20 protein-coding genes and 2 tRNA genes are annotated in these 24,293 nt (G+C 75.3%); 14 read left to right on the top strand and 8 right to left on the bottom strand.

Features of this window, described 5'->3' with window-relative positions; translation table 11 throughout:
• Positions 1 to 6: 6 nt before the first annotated feature.
• Positions 7 to 279, bottom strand: coding sequence for a hypothetical protein (locus ACFY2L_RS17620; protein ID WP_390658089.1), 273 nt, complete (start codon positions 277 to 279; stop codon positions 7 to 9).
• A 97-nt stretch (positions 280 to 376) separates the two neighbouring features.
• Here ACFY2L_RS17620 and ACFY2L_RS17615 point away from each other — a divergent pair, with 97 nt between their 5' ends.
• Positions 377 to 598: a hypothetical protein gene (locus ACFY2L_RS17615; RefSeq protein WP_390822725.1), complete on the top strand. Its 222-nt coding sequence runs from the start codon at positions 377 to 379 to the stop codon at positions 596 to 598.
• 46 nt (positions 599 to 644) lie between these two features.
• On the opposite strand, the gene ACFY2L_RS17610 is transcribed toward ACFY2L_RS17615, so the two are convergent.
• Positions 645 to 1,301 carry an SDR family oxidoreductase gene (locus tag ACFY2L_RS17610; RefSeq protein ID WP_390658091.1) on the bottom strand — a complete coding sequence of 219 codons (657 nt, stop codon included), beginning with the start codon at positions 1,299 to 1,301 and terminating at the stop codon, positions 645 to 647.
• 448 nt (positions 1,302 to 1,749) lie between these two features.
• Positions 1,750 to 3,018, bottom strand: a complete 1,269-nt coding sequence (locus ACFY2L_RS17605) for an amidohydrolase family protein (protein WP_390822724.1) — start codon at positions 3,016 to 3,018, stop codon at positions 1,750 to 1,752.
• Between the two features lie 344 nt (positions 3,019 to 3,362).
• Between ACFY2L_RS17605 and ACFY2L_RS17600 the strand changes: the two genes are divergently transcribed.
• The 9 genes from ACFY2L_RS17600 to ACFY2L_RS17560 all read left to right on the top strand — a co-directional run bounded on the left by ACFY2L_RS17600 (position 3,363) and on the right by ACFY2L_RS17560 (position 11,485).
• A tRNA-Thr gene (locus ACFY2L_RS17600) sits at positions 3,363 to 3,435 on the top strand.
• A 46-nt stretch (positions 3,436 to 3,481) separates the two neighbouring features.
• Positions 3,482 to 3,554: transfer RNA gene (locus tag ACFY2L_RS17595), tRNA-Met, on the top strand.
• A gap of 90 nt (positions 3,555 to 3,644) precedes the next feature.
• Complete coding sequence (gene rpmG, locus ACFY2L_RS17590; RefSeq protein WP_003948671.1) at positions 3,645 to 3,809, top strand: 50S ribosomal protein L33; 165 nt, start codon at positions 3,645 to 3,647, stop codon at positions 3,807 to 3,809.
• A 113-nt stretch (positions 3,810 to 3,922) separates the two neighbouring features.
• Complete coding sequence (locus ACFY2L_RS17585) at positions 3,923 to 4,378, top strand: MaoC family dehydratase N-terminal domain-containing protein (protein WP_390658093.1); 456 nt, start codon at positions 3,923 to 3,925, stop codon at positions 4,376 to 4,378.
• Positions 4,379 to 4,385: 7 nt separating this feature from the next.
• Positions 4,386 to 4,814, top strand: coding sequence for a MaoC family dehydratase (locus ACFY2L_RS17580; protein WP_390658094.1), 429 nt, complete (start codon positions 4,386 to 4,388; stop codon positions 4,812 to 4,814).
• A gap of 198 nt (positions 4,815 to 5,012) precedes the next feature.
• Entirely contained in the window at positions 5,013 to 6,068 is a 1,056-nt protein-coding gene (locus ACFY2L_RS17575) for a UDP-N-acetylmuramate dehydrogenase (RefSeq protein WP_390822723.1), read from the top strand.
• A gap of 422 nt (positions 6,069 to 6,490) precedes the next feature.
• Complete coding sequence (locus ACFY2L_RS17570) at positions 6,491 to 10,105, top strand: CHAT domain-containing protein (protein WP_390822722.1); 3,615 nt, start codon at positions 6,491 to 6,493, stop codon at positions 10,103 to 10,105.
• On the top strand, positions 10,092 to 10,832 hold the full coding sequence (locus tag ACFY2L_RS17565; RefSeq protein ID WP_390822721.1) for a hypothetical protein: 741 nt from the start codon (positions 10,092 to 10,094) through the stop codon (positions 10,830 to 10,832). The genes ACFY2L_RS17570 and ACFY2L_RS17565 overlap by 14 nt, the downstream gene beginning before the upstream one ends.
• Positions 10,829 to 11,485, top strand: coding sequence for an RES family NAD+ phosphorylase (locus tag ACFY2L_RS17560; protein ID WP_390658098.1), 657 nt, complete (start codon positions 10,829 to 10,831; stop codon positions 11,483 to 11,485). Before ACFY2L_RS17565 ends, ACFY2L_RS17560 begins: the two co-directional genes overlap by 4 nt.
• A 12-nt stretch (positions 11,486 to 11,497) precedes the next feature.
• Here the strand turns inward: ACFY2L_RS17560 and ACFY2L_RS17555 are convergent, their stop codons facing one another.
• The 4 genes from ACFY2L_RS17555 to ACFY2L_RS17540 form a co-directional block, all read right to left on the bottom strand.
• Positions 11,498 to 12,169, bottom strand: coding sequence for an FHA domain-containing protein (locus tag ACFY2L_RS17555; protein WP_390822720.1), 672 nt, complete (start codon positions 12,167 to 12,169; stop codon positions 11,498 to 11,500).
• Complete coding sequence (locus ACFY2L_RS17550; protein WP_390658100.1) at positions 12,166 to 14,241, bottom strand: AAA family ATPase; 2,076 nt, start codon at positions 14,239 to 14,241, stop codon at positions 12,166 to 12,168. The genes ACFY2L_RS17555 and ACFY2L_RS17550 overlap by 4 nt, the downstream gene beginning before the upstream one ends.
• Positions 14,242 to 14,440: 199 nt before the next feature.
• The gene (locus ACFY2L_RS17545; RefSeq protein ID WP_390822719.1) at positions 14,441 to 16,045 is read right to left on the bottom strand and encodes a hypothetical protein; all 1,605 of its coding nucleotides are present in this window, start codon (positions 16,043 to 16,045) and stop codon (positions 14,441 to 14,443) included.
• Positions 16,042 to 18,654, bottom strand: coding sequence for a protein kinase (locus tag ACFY2L_RS17540; protein ID WP_390822718.1), 2,613 nt, complete (start codon positions 18,652 to 18,654; stop codon positions 16,042 to 16,044). The genes ACFY2L_RS17545 and ACFY2L_RS17540 overlap by 4 nt, the downstream gene beginning before the upstream one ends.
• 362 nt (positions 18,655 to 19,016) lie before the next feature.
• Between ACFY2L_RS17540 and ACFY2L_RS17535 the strand changes: the two genes are divergently transcribed.
• Complete coding sequence (locus ACFY2L_RS17535; protein WP_390658103.1) at positions 19,017 to 20,129, top strand: macro domain-containing protein; 1,113 nt, start codon at positions 19,017 to 19,019, stop codon at positions 20,127 to 20,129.
• 137 nt (positions 20,130 to 20,266) lie between these two features.
• Here ACFY2L_RS17535 and ACFY2L_RS17530 read toward each other — a convergent pair whose 3' ends face one another.
• Positions 20,267 to 20,968 (bottom strand): 4Fe-4S cluster-binding domain-containing protein, encoded by a 702-nt coding sequence (locus ACFY2L_RS17530; RefSeq protein ID WP_390658104.1) that lies wholly within the window; start codon positions 20,966 to 20,968, stop codon positions 20,267 to 20,269.
• Positions 20,969 to 21,307: 339 nt separating this feature from the next.
• On the opposite strand from ACFY2L_RS17530, the gene ACFY2L_RS17525 reads away from it, so the two are divergent.
• Genes ACFY2L_RS17525 through ACFY2L_RS17515 form a run of 3 tightly spaced genes read left to right on the top strand, consistent with a single transcriptional unit; the run spans position 21,308 to position 24,130 of the window.
• Positions 21,308 to 21,913, top strand: coding sequence for a hypothetical protein (locus tag ACFY2L_RS17525; RefSeq protein ID WP_390658105.1), 606 nt, complete (start codon positions 21,308 to 21,310; stop codon positions 21,911 to 21,913).
• Complete coding sequence (locus ACFY2L_RS17520) at positions 21,910 to 22,665, top strand: hypothetical protein (protein WP_390658106.1); 756 nt, start codon at positions 21,910 to 21,912, stop codon at positions 22,663 to 22,665. Before ACFY2L_RS17525 ends, ACFY2L_RS17520 begins: the two co-directional genes overlap by 4 nt.
• Positions 22,640 to 24,130, top strand: coding sequence for a hypothetical protein (locus ACFY2L_RS17515; protein WP_390822717.1), 1,491 nt, complete (start codon positions 22,640 to 22,642; stop codon positions 24,128 to 24,130). The genes ACFY2L_RS17520 and ACFY2L_RS17515 overlap by 26 nt, the downstream gene beginning before the upstream one ends.
• The last annotated feature ends 163 nt before the right edge of the window (positions 24,131 to 24,293 follow it).

Genomic DNA, 24,293 nt, shown 5'->3' with positions numbered 1-24,293 from the left:
CACCGGTCAGGCGCCGGGCGACTTCGCCGCCCGTTTCACCTCCGTCTCCACGTCGCTGCGCGGTCTGCCCTCGTCCTTGGCGTACGCCGTCACCGCGGCCTGTACGTCGCGGGCGAGGTCGCGCCAGGCCCGCCAGGCGGTCTCGTAGGTGCCGGTCTGGGTTTCCGACCACGGAGTGGCCGTCGGAGGGCCGTACGCGTCCCGTAGCTGCTCGACCCTTGCGTGGGTCTCGTCGGCCAGGCGCTGCATCGCCACGAGTTCCTCGAAGGTATGTGCCATATGTACGGATGCTAGGGAGATGTCGGCGGTTCCGCGCGGCGAGCGGGGCGGGTCCGCGGCCGGCTGCGCGCGGGGCGCACTGGGGCAGACTGGCCCCATGTCCAGCGTCTCCAGCCGTCGCAGAACCTGCCCCGAGTGCCGTCGCGAGATCGCCGTCGTCGCCGGCCGGTACGCCCGGCACGACCCGCCGGGGGCCCGGGAGAGCGGCGAGCTCGTCTCCTGCCCCGGGTCGCGCAGGACCGCCCAACTGGGGTCTTCCCAGCCTTCGTTGGACGGTTACGTCGTCCCCGAGTTCCCGGGCCAGCTCCCGCTGTTCTGAAGCCCGTACCCTGCGCGCTCCTGAGGGGTCTTCAGCTGAGCGCCTCTCAGTTCCCCGCCACCGACTTCACCGCCACCGACACCGGCGCCTTGCCGGCGATCAGCTCCAGGGTGAGGCCGGCGGTCGCCGGGGTGTCCAGGAGTTCGGCCAGGACGGCCGCCACGTCGTCGCGCGGGATCGGACCGCGGCCCGTGTGGGCCTCCAGGCGGACCAGCCCGGTGCCGGGGTCGTCCGTGAGCACCCCGGGGCGCAGGATCGTCCAGTCGAGGGAGGACAGGCGCTGCACATGCGCGTCCGCCTCGCCCTTGGCGCGCAGGTAGACGTCGAAGACCTCCCTGCCCTCGTGACGGGGGTCGGCGCCCATCGAGGACACGACCAGGAAGCGCCGTACGCCCGCCCGGACCGCCGCGTCCGCGAACAGCACCGCCGCACCCTTGTCCACGGTGTCCTTGCGGCCCGCGCCGCTGCCCGGGCCCGCGCCCGCCGCGAACACCGCCGCGTCCGCGCCCCGCAGCCGCTCGGCGACCGCCTCGACCGACGCCGACTCCAGGTCCAGGACGAGCGGTTCGGCGCCGGCCGCCCGCAGATCGTCGGCCTGCCCGGCTGTGCGGATGATCCCCGCGACCTCGTCCCCGCGCGCGGCGAGCAGCCGCTCCAGCCGCAGCGCGATCCGACCATGACCACCAGCGATGACAATGCGCATGCTTCCGACCGTACGCCCGGCCGCCCCCGTCCGCCGCACCGCACACGGGGCGGGCCACGCCGTGCCGTGCGCGGTACGGGGTTCCGCGCGCGCTACGGGGTGCTGCCGGGCGTCCGTGCGGCGTACGTCCGGGGCCGGGTGGCCGCGGCAAGGGCGCGCCGCACGCCCTTCTCCCACGCCGCACCGCACCCCTCTCGCGCGCCGCACCGGACCCCTCTCGCACGCCGTGCGGCACCCTTCTCGCGCGCCGTGCGGCTCCAGCCGTCTCGCAAGGCTGTCGGCGGCGCGTCCCGCACGCCGTACGACCCGGCCGTGCCGCGGCCCCGCGTCCCGTCCCGTGCCACCATCCCGCGTCCCGTGCCACCGCCCCGCGTCCCGTGCCGTGCCGCCGTGCGTGTCGCAGTGTCCCGCGCGCCCCCGTACCACCCCGTCCCGTCGCGCGCCGGGGCTATGACAGTTGGCCGCGGCCCTGTCGGGGCAGGCCCGGTTCTGTCGTTGCCGTCGAGGTGCAGTACTCCCGTACCGCGCTCGTCCGGGCCACCACGCGGCCGCGGTGGATGACGATGCGGCTGTACGCGAGGGAGAGCGCGGACGCCAGATGGTCGGCGCGGACGGCCAGCAGGTCGGCCGGGAAGCCCGCCTCGACCCGCACTTCCGGCAGGCCCAGGGCCGCCCGCGCGGAGGCGCTCACGGCGTCGTAGGCCTCCTCGGGGCGCAGGCCGTGGCGGGAGGCGAGGAGGTAGGCCGCCTCCAGGGGGTCGCCGCGGCCGACCGGGTTGGACACGTCACGCAACGCCCCGCTGCCCGCCGCCACCCGCACCCCGGCCGCGCGCAACAGCCGTACGGGCGCCGTGTCGTGGCTCTCCGCGGCGCCGCAGCCGCCCTGGGGCAGGCACACCACCGTCACGCCCGCGGCGGCCAGCCGGTCGGCGGTGCGGCCGGCCGTCTCGGCGGAGAGCCGGCCCAGGCCGCCGCAGGGCCCGAGGGTGACGCCGGGGCGCAGACCGCCCGCCATCGCGGCGAGGCGGGCCAGCCGGGCCGGGTCGGAGGCGTCGGTGTGCAGGTCGACCGGGCAGCCGTGCTCGGAGGCGACGTCGAGTACGGCCTCCACGTACCCCGTGGGATCGGGGTCCAGGTCCGGGCAGCCGCCCACGACGGAGGCGCCCGCCTTCAGCGCGTCCCGCAGCATCGCGAGCCCGTCCGCTCCGGCCACCCCGGTCAGGACCCGGGGCATCGCGACCGCCGTCAGTTCGGCGAGGCCCCGCAGTGAGCGCCGTGCCCGCAGTACGGCGGTCAGCGCGGCGAGGCCCTGGATGTCGCCCACGCGTACGTGTGCCCGCAGCGCGGTGGTGCCGTGCCCGAGCTGGAGCAGCGCGGCCTCGGTGGCGCGGCGCTGGACCTCGCGGCTGCCGTACGGCACGGGGCCGTCGAGGTCGGCCGTCAGGGCGGTGTCGGCGTGGGCGTGGGGCTCGGCGGGGGCCGGGAGCAGGAGGTAGCCGCCGAGGTCGACGCGCGCGGCGCCACGGGCCGGGCCGGGTGCCAGGCTGCCGGCCGTGCCGACCGCCTCGATGCGTCCGTGGCCCAGCCGTACGTCCACGGTCCGGCCGTCCGTCAGCCGTGCCCCGCACAGCAGGAGCGCGGCCGGGTCCGGCGTACCGCCCGGGGAACCGGACGGCGTCGGCGACGAGGGGGGTGGCTGGGGCCGGCTGTCGGGCATCGCGCTCCAGGGGGCTCGGGGCTGCGCGGCAAGGGCCGGGACCGCGCAGGGGGACGCCAGGTCACGCAGAGTGAGTCGAGCCTAGGGCGGAGCTCCGGTGCCGACGGGGAGGAGCGCAATAGTCGTACTTGCGTGGTGGCGGGTGTGGAGGGGGTGGCTTCGGGGGCTCCCGGGACCGCCGGGACCGGGGCGGACGGCCTTTCCGGCGACCGGGCGGGGCCGGTGCCGGCCCCGCCCGGGGGAGCCGTCCCCGCGCGCCGGCAGGCCCGTCCCCGCAGCCCCCGCTGGGCCCGCGAAACGGATTTGGGTGAACGGCTGCGGACCGTGTAATGTCTTCATCGCTCGCCCCAATAGCTCAGTCGGCAGAGCGTCTCCATGGTAAGGAGAAGGTCTACGGTTCGATTCCGTATTGGGGCTCTGGTGTGAGAGGTTCCCGCCGTGAGGCGGGGCCCGATCGCATCAAAGCGGTGTAGCTCAGTCGGTAGAGCAAGCGGCTCATAATCGCTGTGTCACCGGTTCAAGTCCGGTCACCGCTACTGACAGTAGCCGATTGCGGGGTCGGTCCTTCGATCGGCTACTCTTTCTTGCGTTGAATCAGTCCCATCCGTTCGTCAAGGAGCACTCACGTGGCTGCCACCGACGTCCGCCCGAAGATCACGCTGGCCTGCGTGGAGTGCAAGGAGCGGAACTACATCACCAAGAAGAACCGGCGTAACAACCCGGACCGTCTTGAGATGAAGAAGCACTGCCCGCGTTGCAACGCGCACACCGCGCACCGCGAAACGCGATAAATCAGGCTCGTACGCGAGGCCGTCCCCGAGTGATCGGGGGCGGCCTCGTGTCGTTGAGCGGCCTGTACCGGTCAGTAGAGCGACGCAGACCAAGAGCAGGAGGTGCCGAGCCGATGGCGCTCGACCAGTCCTTCGTGGGGCGGACCTACCCGCCCACCGATCCCTACGAGGTCGGCAGGGAGAAGATCCGCGAGTTCGCGGAGGCGGTGGGGGACACCAATCCGGTGTACACCGACCCGGAGGCCGCCAAGGCGCTCGGGTACGCCGATGTGATCGCCCCGCCGACCTTCGTGTTCTCGATCACCTTCAAGGCGGCGGGACAGGTCGTCCAGGACCCCCAGCTGGGCCTCGACTACAGCCGTGTGGTGCACGGCGACCAGAAGTTCGCCTACAAGCGGCCGGTGCGCGCCGGTGACCGGCTCACGGTGACGTCGACCATCGAGGCGATCAAGTCCATGGCCGGGAACGACATCCTGGACATCCGTGGGGAAGTTCACGACGAGGCCGGCGAGCACGTGGTGACCGCCTGGACGAAGCTCGTGGCGCGTGCCGCGGACGCGGGGGAGTGAGGAACCGATGACGGCGAAGATCGCTTACGACGACGTCGAGGTCGGCACCGAACTGCCCGCCCGCTCCTTCCCGGTGAACCGGGCCACCCTCGTGCAGTACGCGGGGGCCTCCGGGGACTTCAACCCCATCCACTGGAACGAGAAGTTCGCCAAGGAGGTGGGCCTGCCGGACGTCATCGCGCACGGGATGTTCACCATGGCCGAGGCGATCCGCGTCGTCACCGACTGGACCGGTGACCCGGGGGCGGTCGTCGAGTACGGGGTCCGCTTCACCAAGCCCGTCGTCGTCCCCAACGACGATCAGGGTGTGGTGATCGAGGTCAGTGGCAAGGTGGCGGCCAAGCTCGAGGACAACACCGTGCGGGTTGATCTGACGGTGGTCAGTGGGGGGCAGAAGGTGCTGGGGATGTCGCGGGCGGTTGTGCGGCTGGGCTGATCGGTTTCCGGTGCGGTGTGTGTACGGCTCTGTCCTGGACGGGGTCGTGCACGGGCCGCGGCCGGTGCCGTGGCTGGGCGGGGGGCGGGGTCGCCTGCCCGTGCGTGCGGGGTGCCGCTGCGCGCGCCCGTGCCGCCCCAGCCGCACGACTGCCCGCAGCTGCGTAGGGGGCGGGGTGCGTCTCGTAGGCTTGGGGCTGTGTTGGAGATCTACGATGCGCCGCTGGCCCCGCTGACCACCTTTCGGCTCGGGGGGTCCGCCGCTCGCTTGGTGACCGCGGCCACCGACGCCGAGGTGATCGACGCCGTGCGTGCCGCCGATGCCGAGGGCACGCCGCTGCTGGTGATCGGGGGCGGGTCCAACCTCGTCATCGGCGACAAGGGCTTCGAGGGCACCGCCCTGCGCATCGCCACGCGCGGCTTCGAGCTCACCGGGACACGGCTGGAGCTGGCCGCGGGCGAGGTGTGGACCGACGCCGTCGCCCGCACCGTCGAGGCCGGGCTGGCCGGGGTCGAGTGCCTCGCCGGCATCCCCGGTTCGGCCGGCGCCACCCCGATCCAGAACGTGGGGGCGTACGGGCAGGAGGTCTCCTCCACCGTCACCGAGGTCATCGCCTACGACCGCCGGGCCGGCGAGACGGTCACCCTGACCAACGAGGAGTGCGCCTTCGCCTACCGGCACAGCCGCTTCAAGGCCGACCCGGAGCGGTACGTCGTCCTGCGGGTCCGCTTCGAACTGGAGGACGCGGGCGGGCTGTCGGCGCCGCTCAAGTACGCCGAGACCGCGCGGGCGCTCGGAGTGGAGGCCGGGGACCGGGTACCGCTCGCCGAGGCCCGCGAGACCGTGCTGAAGCTGCGCGCCGGCAAGGGCATGGTGCTCGACCCCGAGGACCACGACACCTGGTCGGCCGGGTCGTTCTTCACCAACCCCATCCTCACCGACGCCGACTTCGCGGTGTTCCGCGCGCGCGTGCGGGAGCGGATGGGGGAGGGCGTCGAGCCGCCCGCCTACCCGGCGGGTCCGGGACACACCAAGACCTCCGCGGCCTGGCTGATCGACAAGGCCGGCTTCACCAAGGGATACGGCAGCGGACCCGCCCGTATCTCCACCAAGCACACCCTCGCCCTCACCAACCGGGGCGCCGCCACCACGGAGGATCTGCTGACGCTGGCCCGCGAGGTCGTGGCCGGGGTGCGGGAGGCGTTCGGGATCACCCTCGTCAACGAACCGGTGATGGTCGGCGTCGAGTTGTAGCGCGGCGGGTGGGAGCGCGGCGCGGTGGGGTGCGGCGCGTTGTAGTGCGCCGAGTGGTGGGTCCCGTCGGCTCGCTCCCGTACGGGAGGGGGCGTCCGCGGGTCCTGGGCCTCCCCCGATCCGTAGCCCGGGCTGCCGCGGGCGCCCCCTCCTCGATGGTGGCCGCTTCCCGTGGCGCAGCGGGCCCCCGCGTGCGGTTGATTCCCGGTCGGGTCGGCTGAAATACGGCCGAAAGCGCCTCGCGGGCGCCCCGGCGCCGCCAGTATGTGGGGCGACGGGGATCCGGGGAGGCGCGCGTGGCGGTCGGCGGGACGCAGGGAAGTGCCGGAGCGGGAGAGAGGCGGGGGCCGGTCGGCGCGGGTGCCGCCGGGGGCACTGGAGGCGCCGGGGGCGCCGGCGGCGCCGCTTCGGGACGCGGGGAGTTGTTCGACCGGGCCTCCGCGCTCAGCCGGGAGTGGGCCTTCGCGGACCAGGCCGCCAGGGACCAGGCCGCCGCCGAGCGAGCGGCCGAGGAGCGAGCGGCCGAGGAGCGGAACGGTCCCCGGACGGCGGGGGACGGTTCCGCTCCGCCGCCGCCCCCTTCCCATCCGTTACCCGACGAGGCCGTCACCGAGCGGATGCTGCGGGAGCTGGTGGAGACCGAGCGGACCGTGGGGGAGGTGGAGCGGCGGGCCCTGCGGATGGCCCGGGGGGCCCTGCTCGGGGTGCGCCATCTGGCCGGGGGCGGGACGGATCCCGAGCGGGAGCGGGCCGAGGCGATCACGCTGCTCAGGGAGGCGCGGACGGCGGTTCCCGTCACGGAGCGCGAAGTGCGGTCCCGGGAAGCCGTCCTCAGGTTGCTGATCCGGCTGCTGGTGCCGAAGCTTCCGGAGCTTCAGGGGCAGGGGGAGCAGAACTTCACCGAGATGATGAAGCTCGGCGCCGCCTACATGACGCCCGGCGGGCCGGGCTCGCTGGAGGACTTCGCCGAAGTGGCCTCGCTGCTGGAGGAACTGGCGGAGACGGCCGACCCGGCCGACCGCCCGGACCTGGACCGCTGGATCAGGGCCATGCGGATGATCGCCGGCATGAGGAACGACCGCGACTCCCTCCTCGACGTGATCGCCCAGGCCGACACCCTGGGGACCATGCCGCCCCACATCGCCCTCTTCATGAACGCGGCCGCGGAACTGCTCAAGGTGATGCCCGACACCCCGGCCGAGTCCGGCCCGGGGGCGCAGGACCCGGACGCGGACGGCCCGCCGACCCCCGAGGAGATGGTGCGCATCGCGCAGGAGTGGCTGCCCGCGATGGAGATGATGTCGCCCGGTCTGCTGAAGCCCGAGGAGTTCGAGCGGGCGGCCGAGGCGTTGCCGCTGGGCACCTGGCAGGAGCAGATGACCGCCGGTCTGGTCCGTATGACCCTGGCCATGCGCGACGGCCGGGCGGAGCGGCTGGTCGAGGCGGGCGAGCCGCTGCTGGAGGCATCCCGCAGCCAGGACGCCCCCGCCGGGCTGTCGCCCATCCTGCTGGCCGGGCTGCTGTCGAGCGCCGCCATGCAGGGCGGCAACCTCCTCGACGAGGCGACCGCGCACCGGCTGCTCACCGAGCGGTTCGGACGCGGGGACACGGAGGGGGACAGCCTGCAGGGGCCCGCCGGAAAGGAGCTGACGACCAGCGGCCGGGCCCTGCTGCTGCACCAGCGCATCAGCGCCGCGGCCGACGACGACCTCGACGAGCTGGACGACATCGCCGAGATCCTGCTGGACATGCGCCAGGGCCTGGCCGACGACGACAGCGCGGCGTCCCTCGTCCTGTTCAACCTCGGCACGCTGCAACTGCGCCGGGCCATGGCCATCGGGAACGCGGGCGGCATGGTGGGACCCCCGCTGCGGCGGGCGCTGATGTATCTGCGCGAGGCACAGGAGCATCCCGCGATGCCGGTGGCCCTGCGCGGGGTCATGGCCTCGATGGGGGCCCTCACCGGAGCGCTGGAACAGTACGTCGACCCGTCCTCCCGCAGGGTTCTCGAGGAGGTCGAGCGGGCCCGCGCCGCGCTCGGCGGCACCCCGGTCGTCGCCGACCAGGACATCCGGGCCCGGCACGGCATCGCCCTCGCCCTCAACGTCCAGCACGAGCGCCACGGCGACCCGGCCTCCCTCGACGGCGCGCTGCGGGAACTGGAGACGGCACGCGCCGGGATCGACGAGCACACCGGGTGCGGGACCGCCCAGGAGGTGTACCGGGAACTCGCCGTGCTGTACCGCCGCCGCGGCGCTCCGGGCGACACCGCGCGGGCGCTGGAGGCGACGGAGCGGCAGCTGGAGAAGGTCGCCGAGGACGTGCTGCTGCAGATCGGCGCCGAGCACGGGCTCGCCGCCGCCCGCGCCGCCGCCGACCGGGGTGTCACCGCGGCCGTCTGGGCCGCGGAGGCGGGCGACGCCGCCACCGCGCTGCGCGTCCTGGAGGCGGGCCGCGCGCTCGTGCTGAGGGCGGTCGCGGCCTCCGCCGGCGTGCCGGAGCAGCTGGAGGCGTACGGCGAGCACGAACTGGCCGCCCAGTGGCGGGACGCCGCCCGCGCGGGCGACGGCGCCGACGGCCCCCGTACACCGGCCGGCCTCCCCGACACCTCCGACACCCTCATCCCCAGCACTCTGCGCCGCCGCGCCCTGGCCGCGCTGCGGGACCGCGCCACCGGGGTGCCGGGCGGACCCGACGCAGCCACCGGGCCCGGCCGCGACGCCCAGATCCTGCGGGGCGGGCCCGCCTGGCAGGAAGTGGCCGACGCTGCCCAGCGGGCCGGCGTGGACGCCGTGGTGCACCTGCTGGTGGGGCAGGGGGACGGGCCCGGGTGGGCGCTGGTCGTGCGGCCGGGGGCGGCGCCGTCGCCGTGGGAGCTGCGGGGGCTGGGCCGGGCGGAGCGCGGGCCGCTGGAGCGGTATCTGGACGCGGCCCGCGACCGGTCGGCGTTCACCGAGCCCGGGACGCCGCTCGACGCACCCGGGCGCGCGCAGGCCGACGCGAAGTGGCAGGCGGCGCTGGAGGAGTTGTGCGACTGGGCGGGGCCGGCCGTGATGGGGCCGGTGCTGGACGCCGTACGGCCCGGGCGGCCCGCGCGGCCCGAGGACCCGGTGCGGCTGGTGCTGCTGCCCGCCGGGAACCTCGGCTCCGTGCCCTGGCACGCGGCCCGGATCGCGCCGGGGGCGGGGGAGCGGCCGGTGTACGCGGTCGATCTCGCCGTCATCAGCCATGCCGCGTCCCAGGCCGAGTTCCTGCGGTCCGTCGCCCGGGCCCGGCTGCCGGTGGCCGACGCGCCCGTGCTCGTCGCGGATCCGCGCTTCTCGCTGCCCAACGCGGAGCACGAGGTCGAGGGAGTGCGGGAGTCCTTCTACCCCCACGCCCGCTGCTACGGCTACCTCGCGCGCAACATGTGGAACGTCGACGGCACCCCCGAGGAGCTGCTGCCGCTGTTGCCGGGCGGGACGGCCGAGCGGCCCGCCACGCTGGTGCAGCTCAGTGTGCACGGCCGCGTCGGGGACCGGCCCACCGTGTCGAGGCTGCTGCTGCACCCCGCCCGTCCCGGCAGGGGCGAGGGGGACGACCCGGGGGCGCTGACGGTGCGCCAGCTCCTCGGGGCGCCCTCGGCGGCCGGACGGGACAGGGCCGGGCCGCTGGTGGTGCTCAGCGCCTGCGAGACCGACCTCAGCTCCCGTGACCACGACGAGGCGCTCACCCTCACCACCGCGTTCACCGCCCGCGGGGCCGCCGATGTGATCGGCTCCAAGTGGGGTGTGGACGACGCGAGTTCGGCCGTCCTCATGTACGTCGTCCACCACCACCTCGCCGAGGGCGCGGACCCGGCGCAGGCGCTGCGGCTCACCCAGCTGTGGGCGCTCGACCCGGCCCGCACCCTGTTCCCCGGCTTCCACGGGCCGCTGGCCGCCCGGATCAGGGGCAAGGCGGCGCTGCCGGTGGCGGCCTGGGCCCCCTTCATCCACCAAGGCAATCCCGCACCGGCCACCGGTCCGACCCGGAGGGAACACGTTGGACACCAATGAGCTGCTGGCCCTGCTCGTCCGCCACCGGGAGGAGCTCAGACAGTGGCTGGACGACGAGCAGTACCGGCACTTCCTGGCCATGCTGGAACGGCTCCGCGAGGCCGGCGCCGACGCCGACCGGGCCGCCATGGCGGTGATGGCGATCGTCCGCTCGCTGTGGCCCGTCCCGGACGAGGCCGGCGAACTCGCCCGGCTGCTGCACGTCTACGGCCGTGGAGCCGCCGCGACGGCGACCGTGCCCGCCGAGGACGCGCTGCTCGCGGCCCTGGAGGCGCTGTACGCGGCGCCGTCGGCGCGGGCGGCGGACCGCCCGGCGCCACCACCGGAACCGCCGGCGTCACCACCGGAACCGCCGGCTCCCTCGGTCGCCGACCTCGTCGCCGCCGCCCGGCGCAGGCTGCTGGCCGCGCCCTCACGGGAGGCCGCCGCGGGCGGGAGCCCGGCCGCCGGGGCCGGGCCCGCCGACGTCATCGTGCTGGCCGACCCGCAGGCGGGGCGACGCAGTCCCGACTTCCAGTTCGATCCGGACACCGGCCGTCCGCTGGACATCGTCGTACGGATCAACCGCATCCTGCTCGCCGACCGCGACCCCTGGGGTGCCGCCGACTGGTGGCTGGGCGGCAACTCCTGGCTGGGCGGGGCGCCCGCCGCGCTGCTCGGACGGGTGCCGGACGACCGGCTGGCCGACGCCGCGCTGGCCCTGGTGGAGGAGGACGGCGGTCGATGACACGGCAGATCCCTCCCTCGGTCACCATGGTGCCCCGCACCACCGTGCTCCCGGCCGGCACCCGGCTGTGGCGCTGCCACCGCTCCAACTACCCCGCGACCGGCTTCAAGGAGGCCGCGGCGCACACCCTGTTCGGCGGCAGCCGCTTCGACTGCACGGCCGAGGACCCGTACCCCTACCTGTACGCCACGCGTGAGCCCGCCACCGCGCTGGCCGAGGTGCTGCTGCGGTCCATGGACTTCGACCCGGTCCTCGGCAGCCGGCTGGTGCCGTGGGCGCAGGCCGCCCGGTACACGCTCGCCGAGATCGTCACGACGGCCGAGCTGACCCTGGTGTCGCTGCGGGTGGAGGAGGACCTGGCGGCGGTCTGCCAGGACAGCTGGCTGCTGGACTCCGAGCCCGACGACTATCCGCGCACCCGCTTCTGGGCGCAGGAACTGCGGCGGCAGGCCGACAAGGCGCAGGGGCTGGTGTGGCAGTCCCGGCGGCACCGGCCGCGGGAGGCCCTGGCGCTGTTCGGGGACCGCTGCGGCGCCACGCCGTTCGCACCCGAACCGCTGGTCAGCCACGACCTGGGCACCCTCGACGGCGCCCAGGTGGCGAACCGGCTGCTGGCACCGCTGCGCGCCGTGATCGTGCCCCCGGCGGGGTGAGGTCCTCGGGGGTCACGCGTCGGGCTCGACCAGCAGCACCGTGAAGGCGCAGTTCCGGCCGAGCCCGATGACGTCCCCGTCGCTCACGGCGACACGGGCGCCCCGGTCGATCCGCACGTCGTTGACGTAGGTGCCGTTCAGCGTGCCGTCGGCGTACTCGGTCAGCCACATCGCGCCGTCGGGCGTCAGCTGGAGCTCCGCGTGACGGCGCGACACGCCCTTGCCCTTGTCCCCGGCGAGCGCGGCCGCCACGGCGGTCGCCCACACCGGATGCCGGCCCAGCCGCAGCGGCGGGCCCTCGCCGTGCCGCAGGTCGACCGACGACCCGGGTCCGATCAGCCGCAGATGCCGGGTCGACTCCTGGCACTCCGGGCAGGCCGGGGAGCCGGGGGGCACGGCCGCACCGCAGGACCAGCAGGGGTGGGACGGGGGCGGCCCGGGGTACGGCGGCGGGTCGGGCCGGTTGTCGCTGTCGCTGTCGTCGTCGCTGTCGTCGGGGTCGTAGTCGGGGTGGTAGTCGGGTTCGTCCCGGTCGTCGTGGCCCCGGCCGTCGTGCGCCGGCCCGTCGTAGTACGGGCCGGCGTAGGGCGGGAGGACGGTGTCCTCGTCCATGTCGTCGATGACCGGCAGGTCGTCGAGGTCCGCGAGGCTCTTGTCCACATGGCGGCGCGGGCCCTCCGTCACCAGGGTGCCGCCTTCTGCATCGGCACCGCCCCGCCGGCCGACGCCTCCACCGTCAGGTCGACCCCGCCGTCCGGGAGGGGCGTGACCCGCGAGACGGTGACCACCGAGCCCGGCTCCAGCGTGCCGAGGTCGAACACCTCGCGGGCCAGCGGGTTGATGAGATGGGTCTCCAGTTTCATGCCGATGCCCCGGCCGCCGTTGCGCAGGTCCGCCGTGCACAGCGCGGCCAGCACCTCCTGCGCCTCCGGCAGCACCCGCAGGCGCAGGCCGCTCTGGCGTTCCATGTGGTCGACGATGTTGCCGAGCTGCCCGGTGAAGATGCGCCGCGCGGTCGCCGCGTCGATGTACTGGAAGACGACGATGTTCCCGCCGAGCCGGTTCAGCAGCTCCGGCCGCTTCAGGGTGTGCTCGAAGTGGTGGCGTACGTTGCCCAGGATCCGCTGCTCGAAATCCGCGCGCTCGACGGGTGTCTCGGGGATCTTCTCCTCGCCGGAGTAGGAGGCCAGGGGGCGGCCGTCCTCGCCCGACGGGCCGTGCACGCCCAGGTTGGACGTGAAGATGAGGACGCACTCGCTGAAGTACGTCGTCACGCCCTGGCCGTCCGTCAGCCGGCCGTCCTCCAGCACCTGCAGGAACTTGTCCAGAACGCCCTTGTCCGCCTTGTCGATCTCGTCGAACAGCACCACCCGGAACGGGTCCTCGCGCACCGCGCGGGTCAGCTCGCCGCCCGCCTCGTAGCCGACGTACCCGGGCGGCGCGCCCACCAGGCGGTCGGCCGAGTGCGGCGCCGAGAACTCGCTCATGTCGAAGCGCAGACAGGCGTCCTCCGTACCGAACAGGGTGGTGGCCACCGCCTTCGCCAGCTCCGTCTTGCCGGTGCCGGTCGGACCGGCGAAGAACAGCACACCCCGGGGCCGGTGCACGGCCGGCGAGGACGCCTGCGCGCCGGACAGCCCGAGCGCGGCCCGCTTCAGCACGTCCAGGGTCTGCGTCACCGCCTTCTCCTGGCCCTGCACCCGGCCGCTGATGTAGGCCTGGCCGTCCCGGATGCTGTCGGCCACCGCGCCCCCGGTCCACGGGTTGCGGCTGACGCCGAGCTCGTAGATCCGTACCGCCTCTTCCATCCGGTCGAAGGTGATCTTCGAGGCGCGGGCCAGCCGCATGCTCTCCCGCATGGCGCGCAGGGTGAGCCCGCTGGCCGCGCGGGCGAACCGCTCGACGTCCTCGTCCGTGGGCTCCTCCCGGACGTCCCGGTTCACCAGCGGGCCCACGTCCAGCCTGGCGGTGCCGGGGACGGCGGACTGCTGGGCACCGGGGACACCGGCCTGCTGGGCGAGCAGCGCGGCCATCCGGCGGCGTGTGCCGAGGTCCGGCGCCGGAACGCCGATGCTGCGCACCCGTACGCCGCTCGTCACCAGCCAGGCCGGCAGGTCCCGTTCGCCGTCCGCCAGCCAGATGACCGGGTTGAACAGGGCGCGGCCCGACTTGGCGCGGACGAAGGGCTGCGCCTCCTCGGCGATCTTCAGACAGCGCAGGAAGAACGTGCGTTCCTCGTCGCTGAGCTGGTTGACCTGGGTGGGGATCCGGGAGGCGTAGTCGACGATCAGGGCGGCGTGCAGGGGCTGCTGGTAGTCCTCGTAGCGGGGGTCCTTCTGCGGCGGGCCGGGCCGCTCGCCGACCCAGCCCCGCGAGAAGGACTCCAGGACCCGGGCCACCTCGTCGGTGTCGGAGTCGTCCGAACGGCCCGGCAGGCGGCGGGTGTTGCGCGCCAGCAGCGTGTTCATGTCCACCGAGCCGGAGCTGTGCGCGACCCGGAAGCCCGCCACCGGGTCGTAGCGCAGCAGGCTCTTGTAGCCGGCCCGCTGCAACGGCTCCCACAGCATGTCCTCCAGGGACACCGCCCGGTAGACCCGCCGCCCGTCGCTCAGGTCGTCGGCCACCACGTAGTCGTCGCGGATGTTGCCGTGCAGCACGTACTGGGAGTGGACGCTGAGGGTGTGGACGAGTTCGGCGGCGAACGGCGGATGAACCGTCCGGCTCACACGCAACGATTCGACAGGGGTGCTGGTCAAGGGGACTCCACGGGGCGGGTGGGCGGCGGGGCGGTGAGCCGCCGGCTGCGGTGGCGGGCGGTGGGGCGGTGGGCGGTGAGGGGTGGCGGGCGGAAGGTGGAGGCGGGCGGTTGTCGGTGGCCGGTGGCCGGTGGGCGTCGTGCCGGTGACCGGGCCGCGGCTCAGGCGCGCCGTCGGGCCGGTGGGACCCGGTGGCGGGTCAGCGGCGGTCGTCGCGGTGGCGGTGCTGTGGCTGTCGCCGCGGGCGGCGGGTGCGGGCGGGCCGGGCGGTGGATTCGCCGCGGAACGAGTCCGTGAGGCCCGGCGCCGGTTCCCCGGTGAGCACCTGGCTCTCCGTCCAGGTGAACTCCGCGCGCACCCCCTCCTCCTCGCTCAGCAGGCCCAGCTCGTCGACGTACGCGGCGCTCTCGGTGCAGCGCTCGGCGTCCAGCGCCTGCCAGCGGGCGACGGTCACCGGGTCGGCGGCCTCCCGCGCGGTGAGCGGTCTGCGCATGGTGAGGACACGGGCCTGGCCGGTGGCGGTGAGGCGGACCCGCAGCCAGTAGTGGCCGCCCCAGGCCGCCGGGGCGAAGTCCCAGTGCTCGGCGTCGGCCCGGGCGTGCACCGTACCGTCCCCCCACTGCTCGCTCGCCCGGCGCAGCGCCGCCACCAGGTACGCCCGGTGCAGGGCGGCCGAGCGGGCGGCGAGCGCCTGCTGGACGGTCCGCTCCTCCTCCTTCGACGCCGGGACGCCGTCGCGCAGCACGCGGTCGAGGATGCCGACCGCGGCGGGCGCCTCCGGCAGCGGGTCGACGCCCTCGGGCGCGCCGGCCCGGAGCACCTGCAGCCGCAGCGCGGCGTCGCGGCGGGCCGTCTCGGCGCGCTCGGCCCGCTCGGACTCCTTGTGCGCGATGAGCGCGGCCTCGTCGAGATAGCGCCGTACCGCCCTGGGCCGCCGCCCGACCGCCCGCCGGGCCTCCAGCAGGCAGTCGTCGATCAGCTCCCGGCTCTCGGAGGTGAACGCCAGCGGCAGCCGGGCGAGCAGCTCCGCGCCCTCGCGCAGGACGTCCTCCTCGGTGAGCGCGGGCTCCTGGTCCGTACGGGGCGGCCGTGCCGCCGCCGGCGCGGGCAGCTCGCCGCCGGCCGCGTACGTCTTGAGGGCGCGGCGGCGCTGCTCACGGAGCCGGTCGTACCAGTCGGCGCGCTCCGGGTCCTCACGGTGCTGGAAGGGCAGGCGCGCGGTGGCGCGGGCCGCGCGCTGGGCCTCCACCCGGCGCAGGGCCCGCTCGGTCTCGGCCAGCCGCTTCCACAGCAGGTCGAGGGGGACGCCGACGGGCTGCACCGGTGCGGGCAGCGGCGGGTCGCCCGGTCCGGCGGGGTCGAGGCCCAGCACCGTGACGCGGGCGTTGAGGCCGGCCGCGGTCTCCGCCGCGCGCCGCCAGCACTCGCTGCCGTCCTCCAGGGACATCTGCCGCCGGGCCATGGCCTCCTGCTCGACGGCGACCTTGTTGTTGAACGCCGCGAGCGCCATGGTGCCGCGCAGCGCCAGCCGGGTGACCAGCAGCGCGCCGCTGAGGTCGGCGAGTCCGATGAGCGCGGGCACGATCATGTCGTGCACCTGCTGGGCGGCCTCGTCCACCATGTGGTCGACGGCGTGCCCCACGGCGTCGACGTGGCCGGTCGCCGAGTGGGCCAGGTCGGAGACGCCGGTGTCCGGCATCTGCAGGCCGACCACGTCGGGCTGGGCCAGCGTGGGGTCCACCCCGGACGCCGAGACGTCCGGCATCACGGCGAACAGATCGGTGCCGGCGTACGCACTGCTCACGCCACTCCTCCAGTACGGGAACCGGGTAGGGGACCGGATGGGGAAGAACCGGCCGGGGAAGAACCGGACGGGGGACCGGACGGGGAAAGCGAGGGGGAGGCGGGCGCGGGGGACCCGGCGGGCCGGCGCGCTCCCGGCACCCCGCCGCGCGGATCGGCGTGCGGACCGGCGCCGGGACCGGCGGGCGGACCGGCCGGGGTTCCGGCCGGGGTCCCGCCGCGCGGACCGGCCGGCGGATCGCCCCGCCTGCCGCCCCGGGTGTCGCCCCGCGGATCGGCGGGCGGTGCCGACCGGCTGCCGCTGCGGGCGTCCGCCTGGTAGCGGTGCCAGGCCCGCACCCGCAGCACCGCCGAGACCAGCAGCACCAGCACGGTCCCCGCCGGCCAGATCCACACCGCGAGGAAGAACGTGCCCGCGACCGTGCCCGCCAGGGCCGCGGCGCCCACGGCCGCCCACAGGTACCGCTTCCACCCGCGCCGTCCGATCCGGCTGGTCAGCGGCAGCGCCCGCCGCGTCATGAGGCCCATCACGGAGAACCGGGGGTGGTACCAGGGGCCGATGTACCAGGCGGTCCAGCACTCGATCACGAGCAGCGCCGCCAGCGACGGCACGCTCAGCATCCAGGCGATCAGCACGGTGCTCTGCGGCGCCCACCCGTACACGTCGGCCAGGCCGACCAGGAAGGTGTGCGGGAAGAACAGCAGCAGCGCCCCGCCCGCGGCCCGGCCCAGCACCACCGGCAGCTCCAGCCGGCGCCGCACCAGCCGGGTGTGCTCGGCCCGCCGGCCGATGGCCGCCAGCTGCCGGCGTTCCTCCTGGGCCCGCCGGGTCTCCCGGGCCTGCGCCTCGGCCAGCGGCCGCAGCCGCAGGGTCAGCAGCAGCGGTACGGGGTCGTCGGCCGCCTCGGCCAGCCGGGTGAACCAGGGCACCCGCGCGGGCAGGGCGCGCAGCACGTCCCGCAGTTCGGCGCGGAGCCGCCGGGTGACCGGGGCGGGATCGGCGGCCAGGCGCAGCAGCTCGGCGGTGAGGGCCGGGCCGGTGGCGGTCGCGGCGCGCAGGTCGTCCCGGTGGTCGCGCAGCTCGGGTATCTGCGACAGCCGGGCGGTCGCCTCCGCCCACTGGCGGTGGTGGGTGTGCCAGCGCCGGGAGACGTACGTCAGTTCCTCGCCGCCGCGGCGCCGGGCCAGCCGGGTCAGCAGGCGCTGCCCGTACAGCTCGTTCATGACGGACGCGCACTGCCGGTCGCCGTCGGCGGCCCGCCCGGCGAAGGCCGGCAGGTCGCCCATGCCCAGCGGGATGCCGCGGTAGCCGGGCTCCTGCTGGGGCGCCATCCAGCCGATCAGGTCGATGAGGGTCGCCGCGTCCGGTCCGCGCCGCGCGCGCCGGAGCCGGTCCAGCAGCTCGTCGAGTTCACCGGCCCGGTCGGTGTCCGCCGTGGGACGGAACTCGGCGAGCCAGTCGGCGAGTTGATCCCGGCCGCGGCCCCGGGACAGCCGGCGGGTCATGGCGGGCCAGTCCGCGTCGAACACCTCGCCCAGTTCCGCCGGGTCGGTGAACCGCCGGCCCGCGTGTTCGAAGTGGGGTGCCTCGGGGTCGGCGGCCGGACGCCCGCCCGGCCGGGGCCGGGGCCCCTCGCGGACCACGTCGGGGGACTCGCGGTCGAGCCACCGCCGGACCTGCACGGCGCCCCAGCGGTGCTCGTGGTCCCAGGTCAGCAGCCCCTCGCAGAGGAGCCGGACCCGCGGATCGCGGATGCCGTCGAGGTCGATGTCGCCGCGCTGGACGGCGTCCATGACCGACGCCGTCTCGCGGTGCCGGACGGGATGCCGGCCGAGCGCGGCCTCCGCGACGACGATCCCGAGCGACCACCAGTCGTCCGCCGGCCGCACGATCGGCGTCATGAGCTGCGCCTGCGGCGACGCGTACCCGGGGGTGCCGGCCCAGCCGCGGCCCACCTGGCGCGGGAAGGGTCCGGTGGCGGAGATGCCGAAGTCGATCAGCACCATGGTCGCGGGGTCGTCGTAGTCGCCGAGGACCAGGTTGGACGGCTTGAGGTCCCGGTGCACCACACCCGCCGCGTGCAGGGCGGTCAGCGCGCCGTGCAGCCGTTCGACGATCCGCTCGACGTCGGTCGGGGGCAACGGGCCGGAGCGGTCGCGCAGATGGGTGGCGAGATCCGTGTTGCCGTGCGAGGGCAGCACATGGAACGGCGCCCCCCGGTCGACGCCCGCCTCCAGGACGTACGACAGTCCCGCGTGCAGCCGCCCCCGCGACAGCAGCGCGGTCACCGCCGGGTCGGGCGCGGCGTCCGGGTGGAACCACTTGACGATCCGTTCGGTGCCGTCGGCCGGGCAGCGCACCCGGAACACGGCCGCCCGCAGCTCGGCGGAGCGCCCCTCCTCGGCGGCCCGGTGCACGGTCTGCTCGCCGCGCCGGGGCAGCCGCTCACGCGGCTGGAAGCGGCCGGCCAGCGAGGGCGGCAGCTCGACCGGCTCGCCCCGCGGGTCGGGCGCGGCCATGCCACCGGTGCCGCCCGGCGGTTCGTACAGCGTCGGCGGGACCAGGCCGTCGTCGTCGCCATGAGGATCGGGACCGACTGGAAACGTCATGGAATTCACCTGCGCGCGGAATGGGCCCGGCGGGCGCCGGAGAGGGCGTACGGAAGGGCGTGGGAAGGACCGGCGTGAAGAGGTGGGGAACCGCGTGCGGAAAAGAGTGCGGAATGGTGTGCCGGAAAAGGGGCCGGGAGGAACACGGGATACGCATCCGCCGCGCCGCGCACCGAATTGCGGGACCCGACGGCAGGCAGCCCGGCACGGAAGGACGCCCGGGCCGGAAGAGTAGCGGGATCCCGGCGCCGCGCACCGGGAAACGGGGTAATTCGCGGAGGGTACCGGGCGGGTGCACCGATGCGGGGCGTACCGCGGGAAGGCGGGGCGGCCGCGGTACCGGCGTGGATATGTTGACCGCCATGAACCCTGATGGTCTGCCCGACCGCGCCGACCTGATACGGGAGCTGCGGCACCTGCGCCGCGGGGGCCTGCCCGCGCTGCAGGCCCTGGTGCCCGAGGCGCTGCGCGCGGCCACCCTGTACGCCGGGTACGCCGGGGGCGAGGAGGACCTCGCCGACGGCGCGGAACGCCTGATCCGCGCGGCCGCCGAGCGGCTCGGCACCGACGACCTGATAGGCCGCGCCGCCCAGTGCACCTACGGACTGCTGCCCGGCCGGCGCGGCGACCCGGCCGCGGACCGGCGCCGGGCCGCCGCCCTGGTGTACGGGGTGACCAGCGAGCGGTTCCGGCACAGCCAGGAGAAACAGGTGGTCGAGCAGCTGGCCGGGGCCGTGCTCGCCGAGGCCCGCGAGCCCGCCGGGCCCCCGTCGCGGCCGGCGCCGCGGGGCGCCGGGCCCGCCCGCACCCCGGCGGCCCGTCCGATGGTCGTACCGCGCACCGGGCTGGCCGGCCGGGCCGGGACCAGGCCGGTCACCGTCCATCTCTCGCCCATCGAACTGCTGCGGGACATCGACATCCTGGTCTCCTCCGAGAACGTCCACCTGGAGATGTCGAAGTCGTTCCGGCCCACCGTCTCCGGGGCGCTGCGCCGCTCGGCGGCCGTGGGCTGCGCGGCGGACGGGCCGGTGGCCGACGTCCTCGCGGACGAGCTCGCCGCCTGGGTGCGGGCCCGGCCCGGGGTGCTGCCGCTGCGGCCGGGCACGGTCGTGCCGACCGGCGCCGGCGCTCTCGCCGAGCGCGGGGTGCGGCGCGTCTACCACGCGGCCGTGGCGGTGCCGGACGGGCACGCCTACCGCGTCGACCCGCAGCACATCGCCACCGCCGTCGCCGCCTGCTTCGCCCGCGCGCGCCGGGAACGGGCGGACGGGCTGCCCGGCCTGCGCTCGATCTGCTTCCCGCTGCTGGGCGCCGGCCGCGGCGGCCTGGAGCGCGCAACCAGCGCGGAATGGCTGAGCTGGGCCATCGAGGACGCCCTCACCGCCGACCCCGGCTGGTCCGTGCACGTCGTGACGCGCCATCCGGACGCGGCCCGGATGTTCGGCGTGGAGGCGGCGGAGAAGCCGGAGCCATGAGCGGGACCGTAAGAGGTCGGACGCCCTGATTCGCGGGGCGCCGACGGGGGCGCACACGGTGCTTCCGGAGGTGCGCGAGGCTCGTTTAGGGGCGCGCGAGGCGCACGTCGGGGCAGGTGCCCCCGTGGGGCGCGCCATCACGGGCGCCAGCTGGGTCCGGTGAGGCGGATGCCGCCCGCCGCCAGCTCGCGCTCCAGCCGGCGCAGCTCGCCGCGGGCCGGGACGCCGTACACGCGGGCGCCCCCGCCGTCGGCGTCCGCCCGCAGGCTCACACGCGGTCCCGGCGGATGGAGGCGGGCGAGATGCGGGCCGTAGCGCAGGGCACCGAGGGCGGTCTGCGGGACGAGCCGCTGGTTGGCGGAGCCGCGCCAGACCAGGTCCGTCGGCTCGGCGACCCGGAACCGGCCCGTCACGACCGCGTCCGCGCCCGCCAGCGCCGACCACACCCCTTCCGGCACCTCGCCCGGCTCGTGACCGGTGTAGACGAGCAGGTCGGCGGCCCGCCCCGCCCGCTCGCGCAGCCGGCCGGCGCCGCGCAGCAGCGCCGCCAGCGCGGCGGGCTGGGCGAGGGGTTCCCCGCCGCTGACGGTCAGGCCCTCCGCGCCCCGCGCCAGCGCCGCCTCCCACAGGCGCAGCAGCTCACCGACGGTGGCCGCCCGGCCGCCCGCGGGATCCCAGGTGTGCCGGGACATACAGCCCGGGCAGGCCAGCGCGCAGCCCTGGAACCACAGGGCCAGCCGGCGCCCCGGGCCGAGCGTCTCGACCGGGAAGTACCCGTCGGCGACCCGCACCGGCAGCGCCGCGTCGGCGGCGACCGCCGCAGCGGTCTCTCCCGTCACTCCCGTCACGTTTCCCCCCGCTTCGGCATATGCCGCAGCCGTATGCCGAAAATCCCGCACGCGTATGCGAAGATCTTTTCTCCGTCTCCGGGCACACTCCCGCCCGAGCGGGAGGGAGCCTATTCCGAGTGCCGCCGGAACGGCCCGGGTTTTCGGAATCTTTCCAGGAACCCTCCGGTAACAAAGCCGGTGCTCCGGTCGTTCGCCGGTCGATCTCCGGCTGATTTCCGGATGCGGTAAATCCGCTGTCGTAAATCTCTCCCGCCCGCCTTCGTTTATCCCCTAGGCTGCGCGCGAATCCCCGTGGGTGGTCCGGGGAATCCGAACGAGGGGGATGGAATGAGCGAGGTGAAGTCCGTCCCGGCGGACTACGGCCGCGCCCGCCTCACCGCACGCACCCGCTGGCGGGCCACCCGCCGGGCGCGGCGGGACGGCAGGGCCGGCATAGGCACCGAGCACTACGCCCGGCAGCTGGAACGCGGGGCGCGCATGGCACTGGACGACCTGATGGCCCGGTTCCTGAAGGAACGCGCCGCCGCCGTCGGACGGGTGCACGAGGAGTCCGAGCGGATCGTGACGGAGTACGACGCCCCGCGCGAGGACGACCGCGGGCGCGAGGACGTACCGGCGGCCCTGGCCCGCTTCGGCGGCTGGGTGTCGCAGTGGCGCACGGAGGTGACGGCCTGCCAGCAGCGCGGCCTGGCCCTCGCCGCCTGCGCCGACCAGGAACTCGCCCACTACGAGGCCGCGTACGCGCGCGCCGCCCGGCTGGAGGAACTGCCGCCCGCCGGGGCACCGGGCACCGCGGCCCTCGACGACACCTGGACGGGCCCGCCGGACTGGCTGCTCGACGGGGTCGTGGTCCGCAGGGCGCTGCAGATTCTGGAGCAGAGGATCGGGTCGGCGGCCGCGGCGGCCGGCCGAAGAGAGCGGGGGAACCGATGACGACAACCACCACCGGCGCGATCCGCCCGGCAGGGGTGGCCGCCGCGCTGGGCGCGGCGGCCCTGCTGCTGACGGCGTGCGGCCCGCTGGACGGGCCCGAACGGCTCAAGGCCGACTGCGCGGTCGTCGTGGACGGCTCCGGCTCCGGCGCCGACAGCGACGACGGCTTCCGGGCGAAGGAGAAGCTGAAGGCGACGCTGCCCCGCTTCCTCGCCGACAAGAAGTGCAAGTACCTCTCCTACGCGCCCATCACCTCCGCGTCCGAGGCCTCCTCCTGCCAGGTGCCGCGCATCGACATCGACCCGGACTCCGACAAACGCTCGGAACGCGAGCCCCTGTGGACGCAGACCCGTGTCCTGGCCGAGGCCGGCGCCGAGAAGATGCTGGAGTGCGCCCGCGACCGCCAGCCCGGCTCCGACGTGCTGGGCGGCCTCACCCGCGTGGCCAAGGTGCCCCGCGACGGCGACGGCACCTTCCAGATCCTCGTGGTCAGCGACTTCGAGCAGGCCGACCCGGGCTTCAAACTGTCCAAGTACAAGATCGAGACGCAGGCGCAGCGGGACACCGCCGTCGACGCGATGGTCGCCGGCCGCAACCTGCCCGACCTGCCCGACACCACCGTCTACCGGGTCGGCTTCGCCATGCGCGGCGGCCAGACCAGCCCCGAACACGTCGAACAGCTCGGCGCGTTCTGGACGCAGCTGCTGGAGAAGGAGGTGAAGGTCGATGTCGACGACGGATACGGCGCCTGACGAGCCCCGCCGGCTCCGCAACCCCTTCCGCTTCCGCCGCTCCGAGGGCCGGGCCCCCGGCCTCGGCCGCACCGCCCCCGCCGCACCCCGCGGCCGGGTCCCGCTGTCCGAGACCCGCGAGGGCCGGAGCCTGCTGGAGCAGGCCGAGAACGCCGGCCGCCGCGCCGCGGCCGACGGCACGCTCAACCCGTACGTCCTCGGCTCCAGCCGCCGGCTGCCCTACTTCGGCCGGCTCCAGGGCATGCGCGACCACACCCGCAACCGGGTCGTCGCCGAGCACCACGAGCGCGAGGAACGCGAACTGCGGGCCTCCGCCCAGCTGTACGCCGACACGGCGGCCCGGACGGCCGAGGCCCGCCGGGCCCGGGACGCCCAGGAGGAGGAGACCCGCCGCCGGCACGCGGCGTCCGCCCGCCTGGACCGCGCGGCGACCCGGATGGCCGCCCGCGAGGACCGGCGCGACCGCCTGCTGCCCTGGATCGTCGCCCGCTCCGGGGGCGGCCGCCCGGACGGCACGGACCCCTCCACCGAACCCCCGGAGAAGGACCCGGAGTACGCCGAGGGCGAGGACGGCGGCCTGTACGCCCCCGACGAACGGGAAGGCGACTTCGCACCGCACCAGGCCCCCCGGCCCGCGACCGCGACGGAGGTGCCCTGGGAGGGCCTGACCGAGACCACGGCCATGGCCCGCTGGCCCCGCCGGGTCCTCACCCTGCTGCTGATCCTGGTCGAACTCCCCGTGTACCTGGGCGTGTTCCTGGCCATCCACGACGGCACCCCCGAAGGCCGGGTGAGCGCGTTCCTGCTGACCGCCGCCGTCGGCGTCGCCATGACCCTCGGCCCCTTCCAGGCCGGCCGCCAGTGGCGCCGCCGGGGTGCCACCGCCGCCCTGTGGCTGGTCCTGCCGGTCGCGGCCGCGCTCGTCACCCTGTGGGGCTGGGCCGCCTGGTACCTGGGCGACCTGCGCGCCCGCATCGTCTTCCGGGACGACGACACCTCCGGCCTCGCGGAGACCGCCCGGCAGCTGGGCGTCGACCTGCCGCCCGCGCCGACCCTGCTCGACCAGCTCCACCTGGACGAGCACACCGTCAGCGTCACCTTCATCGCCCTGCTCCTGCTCTCCGGCGGCATCGCCTTCCTGCTCGCCGTCTCCGAGGAGCACCCCTTCGTCGCCGCCTACCGGCTCCACGGCAAGCGGCTGGCGAAGGCCGAGGACGTGCTGGCGCGGGCGGAGGCGGCGGTCGCGGCGGCCCAGCGGGAGCAGGCCACCCAGGAGAGCCGGCGTACCGAGCGCGCCCAGGCCCTCGCCGCCGAACTCACGGCGGTGGACAACGTCTTCGAGGCGGCGGCGCACGCCTACCTCGACGGCGTCCAGGCGGCCTCGCGCGACCCCGCGGTCACCGAGGGCGCGATGCGCCTGTCGACCCGCTACCCGCTCCTGCCGGAACTCCCGGGCCGGCGATGACGAAAGCCGGGACGGCGGCCCGGCCCCAGGGCCCACCCCGCCGCCCCGGCTCTCCCGACCCGTGCCGCGCCGACCACACCGTCCCGGCCGCGCGACCGCCTCCGCCCCGGTCCTGCTGTCCCGGCCGTGCCGCCCCGCCTCTGCCGTCCCAGTCCGGCGGGTT

The sequence above is a fragment of the Streptomyces sp. NPDC001381 genome, from assembly GCF_042895685.1.
Lineage (GTDB): Bacteria > Actinomycetota > Actinomycetes > Streptomycetales > Streptomycetaceae > Streptomyces.
Note: the sequence above shows the minus strand (reverse complement) of the source record. Positions and strands in the feature narration are given on the sequence as shown.

What these genes read in the sequence shown, in the direction of transcription:
- ACFY2L_RS17560 (WP_390658098.1), top strand. Translation starts at nt 10,829, where the DNA reads ATGACACGGCAGATCCCTCCCTCGGTCACCATGGTGCCCCGCACCACC.
- ACFY2L_RS17610 (WP_390658091.1), bottom strand. Translation starts at nt 1,301, where the DNA reads ATGCGCATTGTCATCGCTGGTGGTCATGGTCGGATCGCGCTGCGGCTG.
- ACFY2L_RS17615 (WP_390822725.1), top strand. Translation starts at nt 377, where the DNA reads ATGTCCAGCGTCTCCAGCCGTCGCAGAACCTGCCCCGAGTGCCGTCGC.
- ACFY2L_RS17515 (WP_390822717.1), top strand. Translation starts at nt 22,640, where the DNA reads ATGTCGACGACGGATACGGCGCCTGACGAGCCCCGCCGGCTCCGCAAC.
- ACFY2L_RS17605 (WP_390822724.1), bottom strand. Translation starts at nt 3,018, where the DNA reads ATGCCCGACAGCCGGCCCCAGCCACCCCCCTCGTCGCCGACGCCGTCC.
- ACFY2L_RS17620 (WP_390658089.1), bottom strand. Translation starts at nt 279, where the DNA reads ATGGCACATACCTTCGAGGAACTCGTGGCGATGCAGCGCCTGGCCGAC.
- ACFY2L_RS17540 (WP_390822718.1), bottom strand. Translation starts at nt 18,654, where the DNA reads ATGACGTTTCCAGTCGGTCCCGATCCTCATGGCGACGACGACGGCCTG.
- ACFY2L_RS17580 (WP_390658094.1), top strand. Translation starts at nt 4,386, where the DNA reads ATGACGGCGAAGATCGCTTACGACGACGTCGAGGTCGGCACCGAACTG.
- ACFY2L_RS17535 (WP_390658103.1), top strand. Translation starts at nt 19,017, where the DNA reads ATGAACCCTGATGGTCTGCCCGACCGCGCCGACCTGATACGGGAGCTG.
- ACFY2L_RS17520 (WP_390658106.1), top strand. Translation starts at nt 21,910, where the DNA reads ATGACGACAACCACCACCGGCGCGATCCGCCCGGCAGGGGTGGCCGCC.
- ACFY2L_RS17585 (WP_390658093.1), top strand. Translation starts at nt 3,923, where the DNA reads ATGGCGCTCGACCAGTCCTTCGTGGGGCGGACCTACCCGCCCACCGAT.
- ACFY2L_RS17525 (WP_390658105.1), top strand. Translation starts at nt 21,308, where the DNA reads ATGAGCGAGGTGAAGTCCGTCCCGGCGGACTACGGCCGCGCCCGCCTC.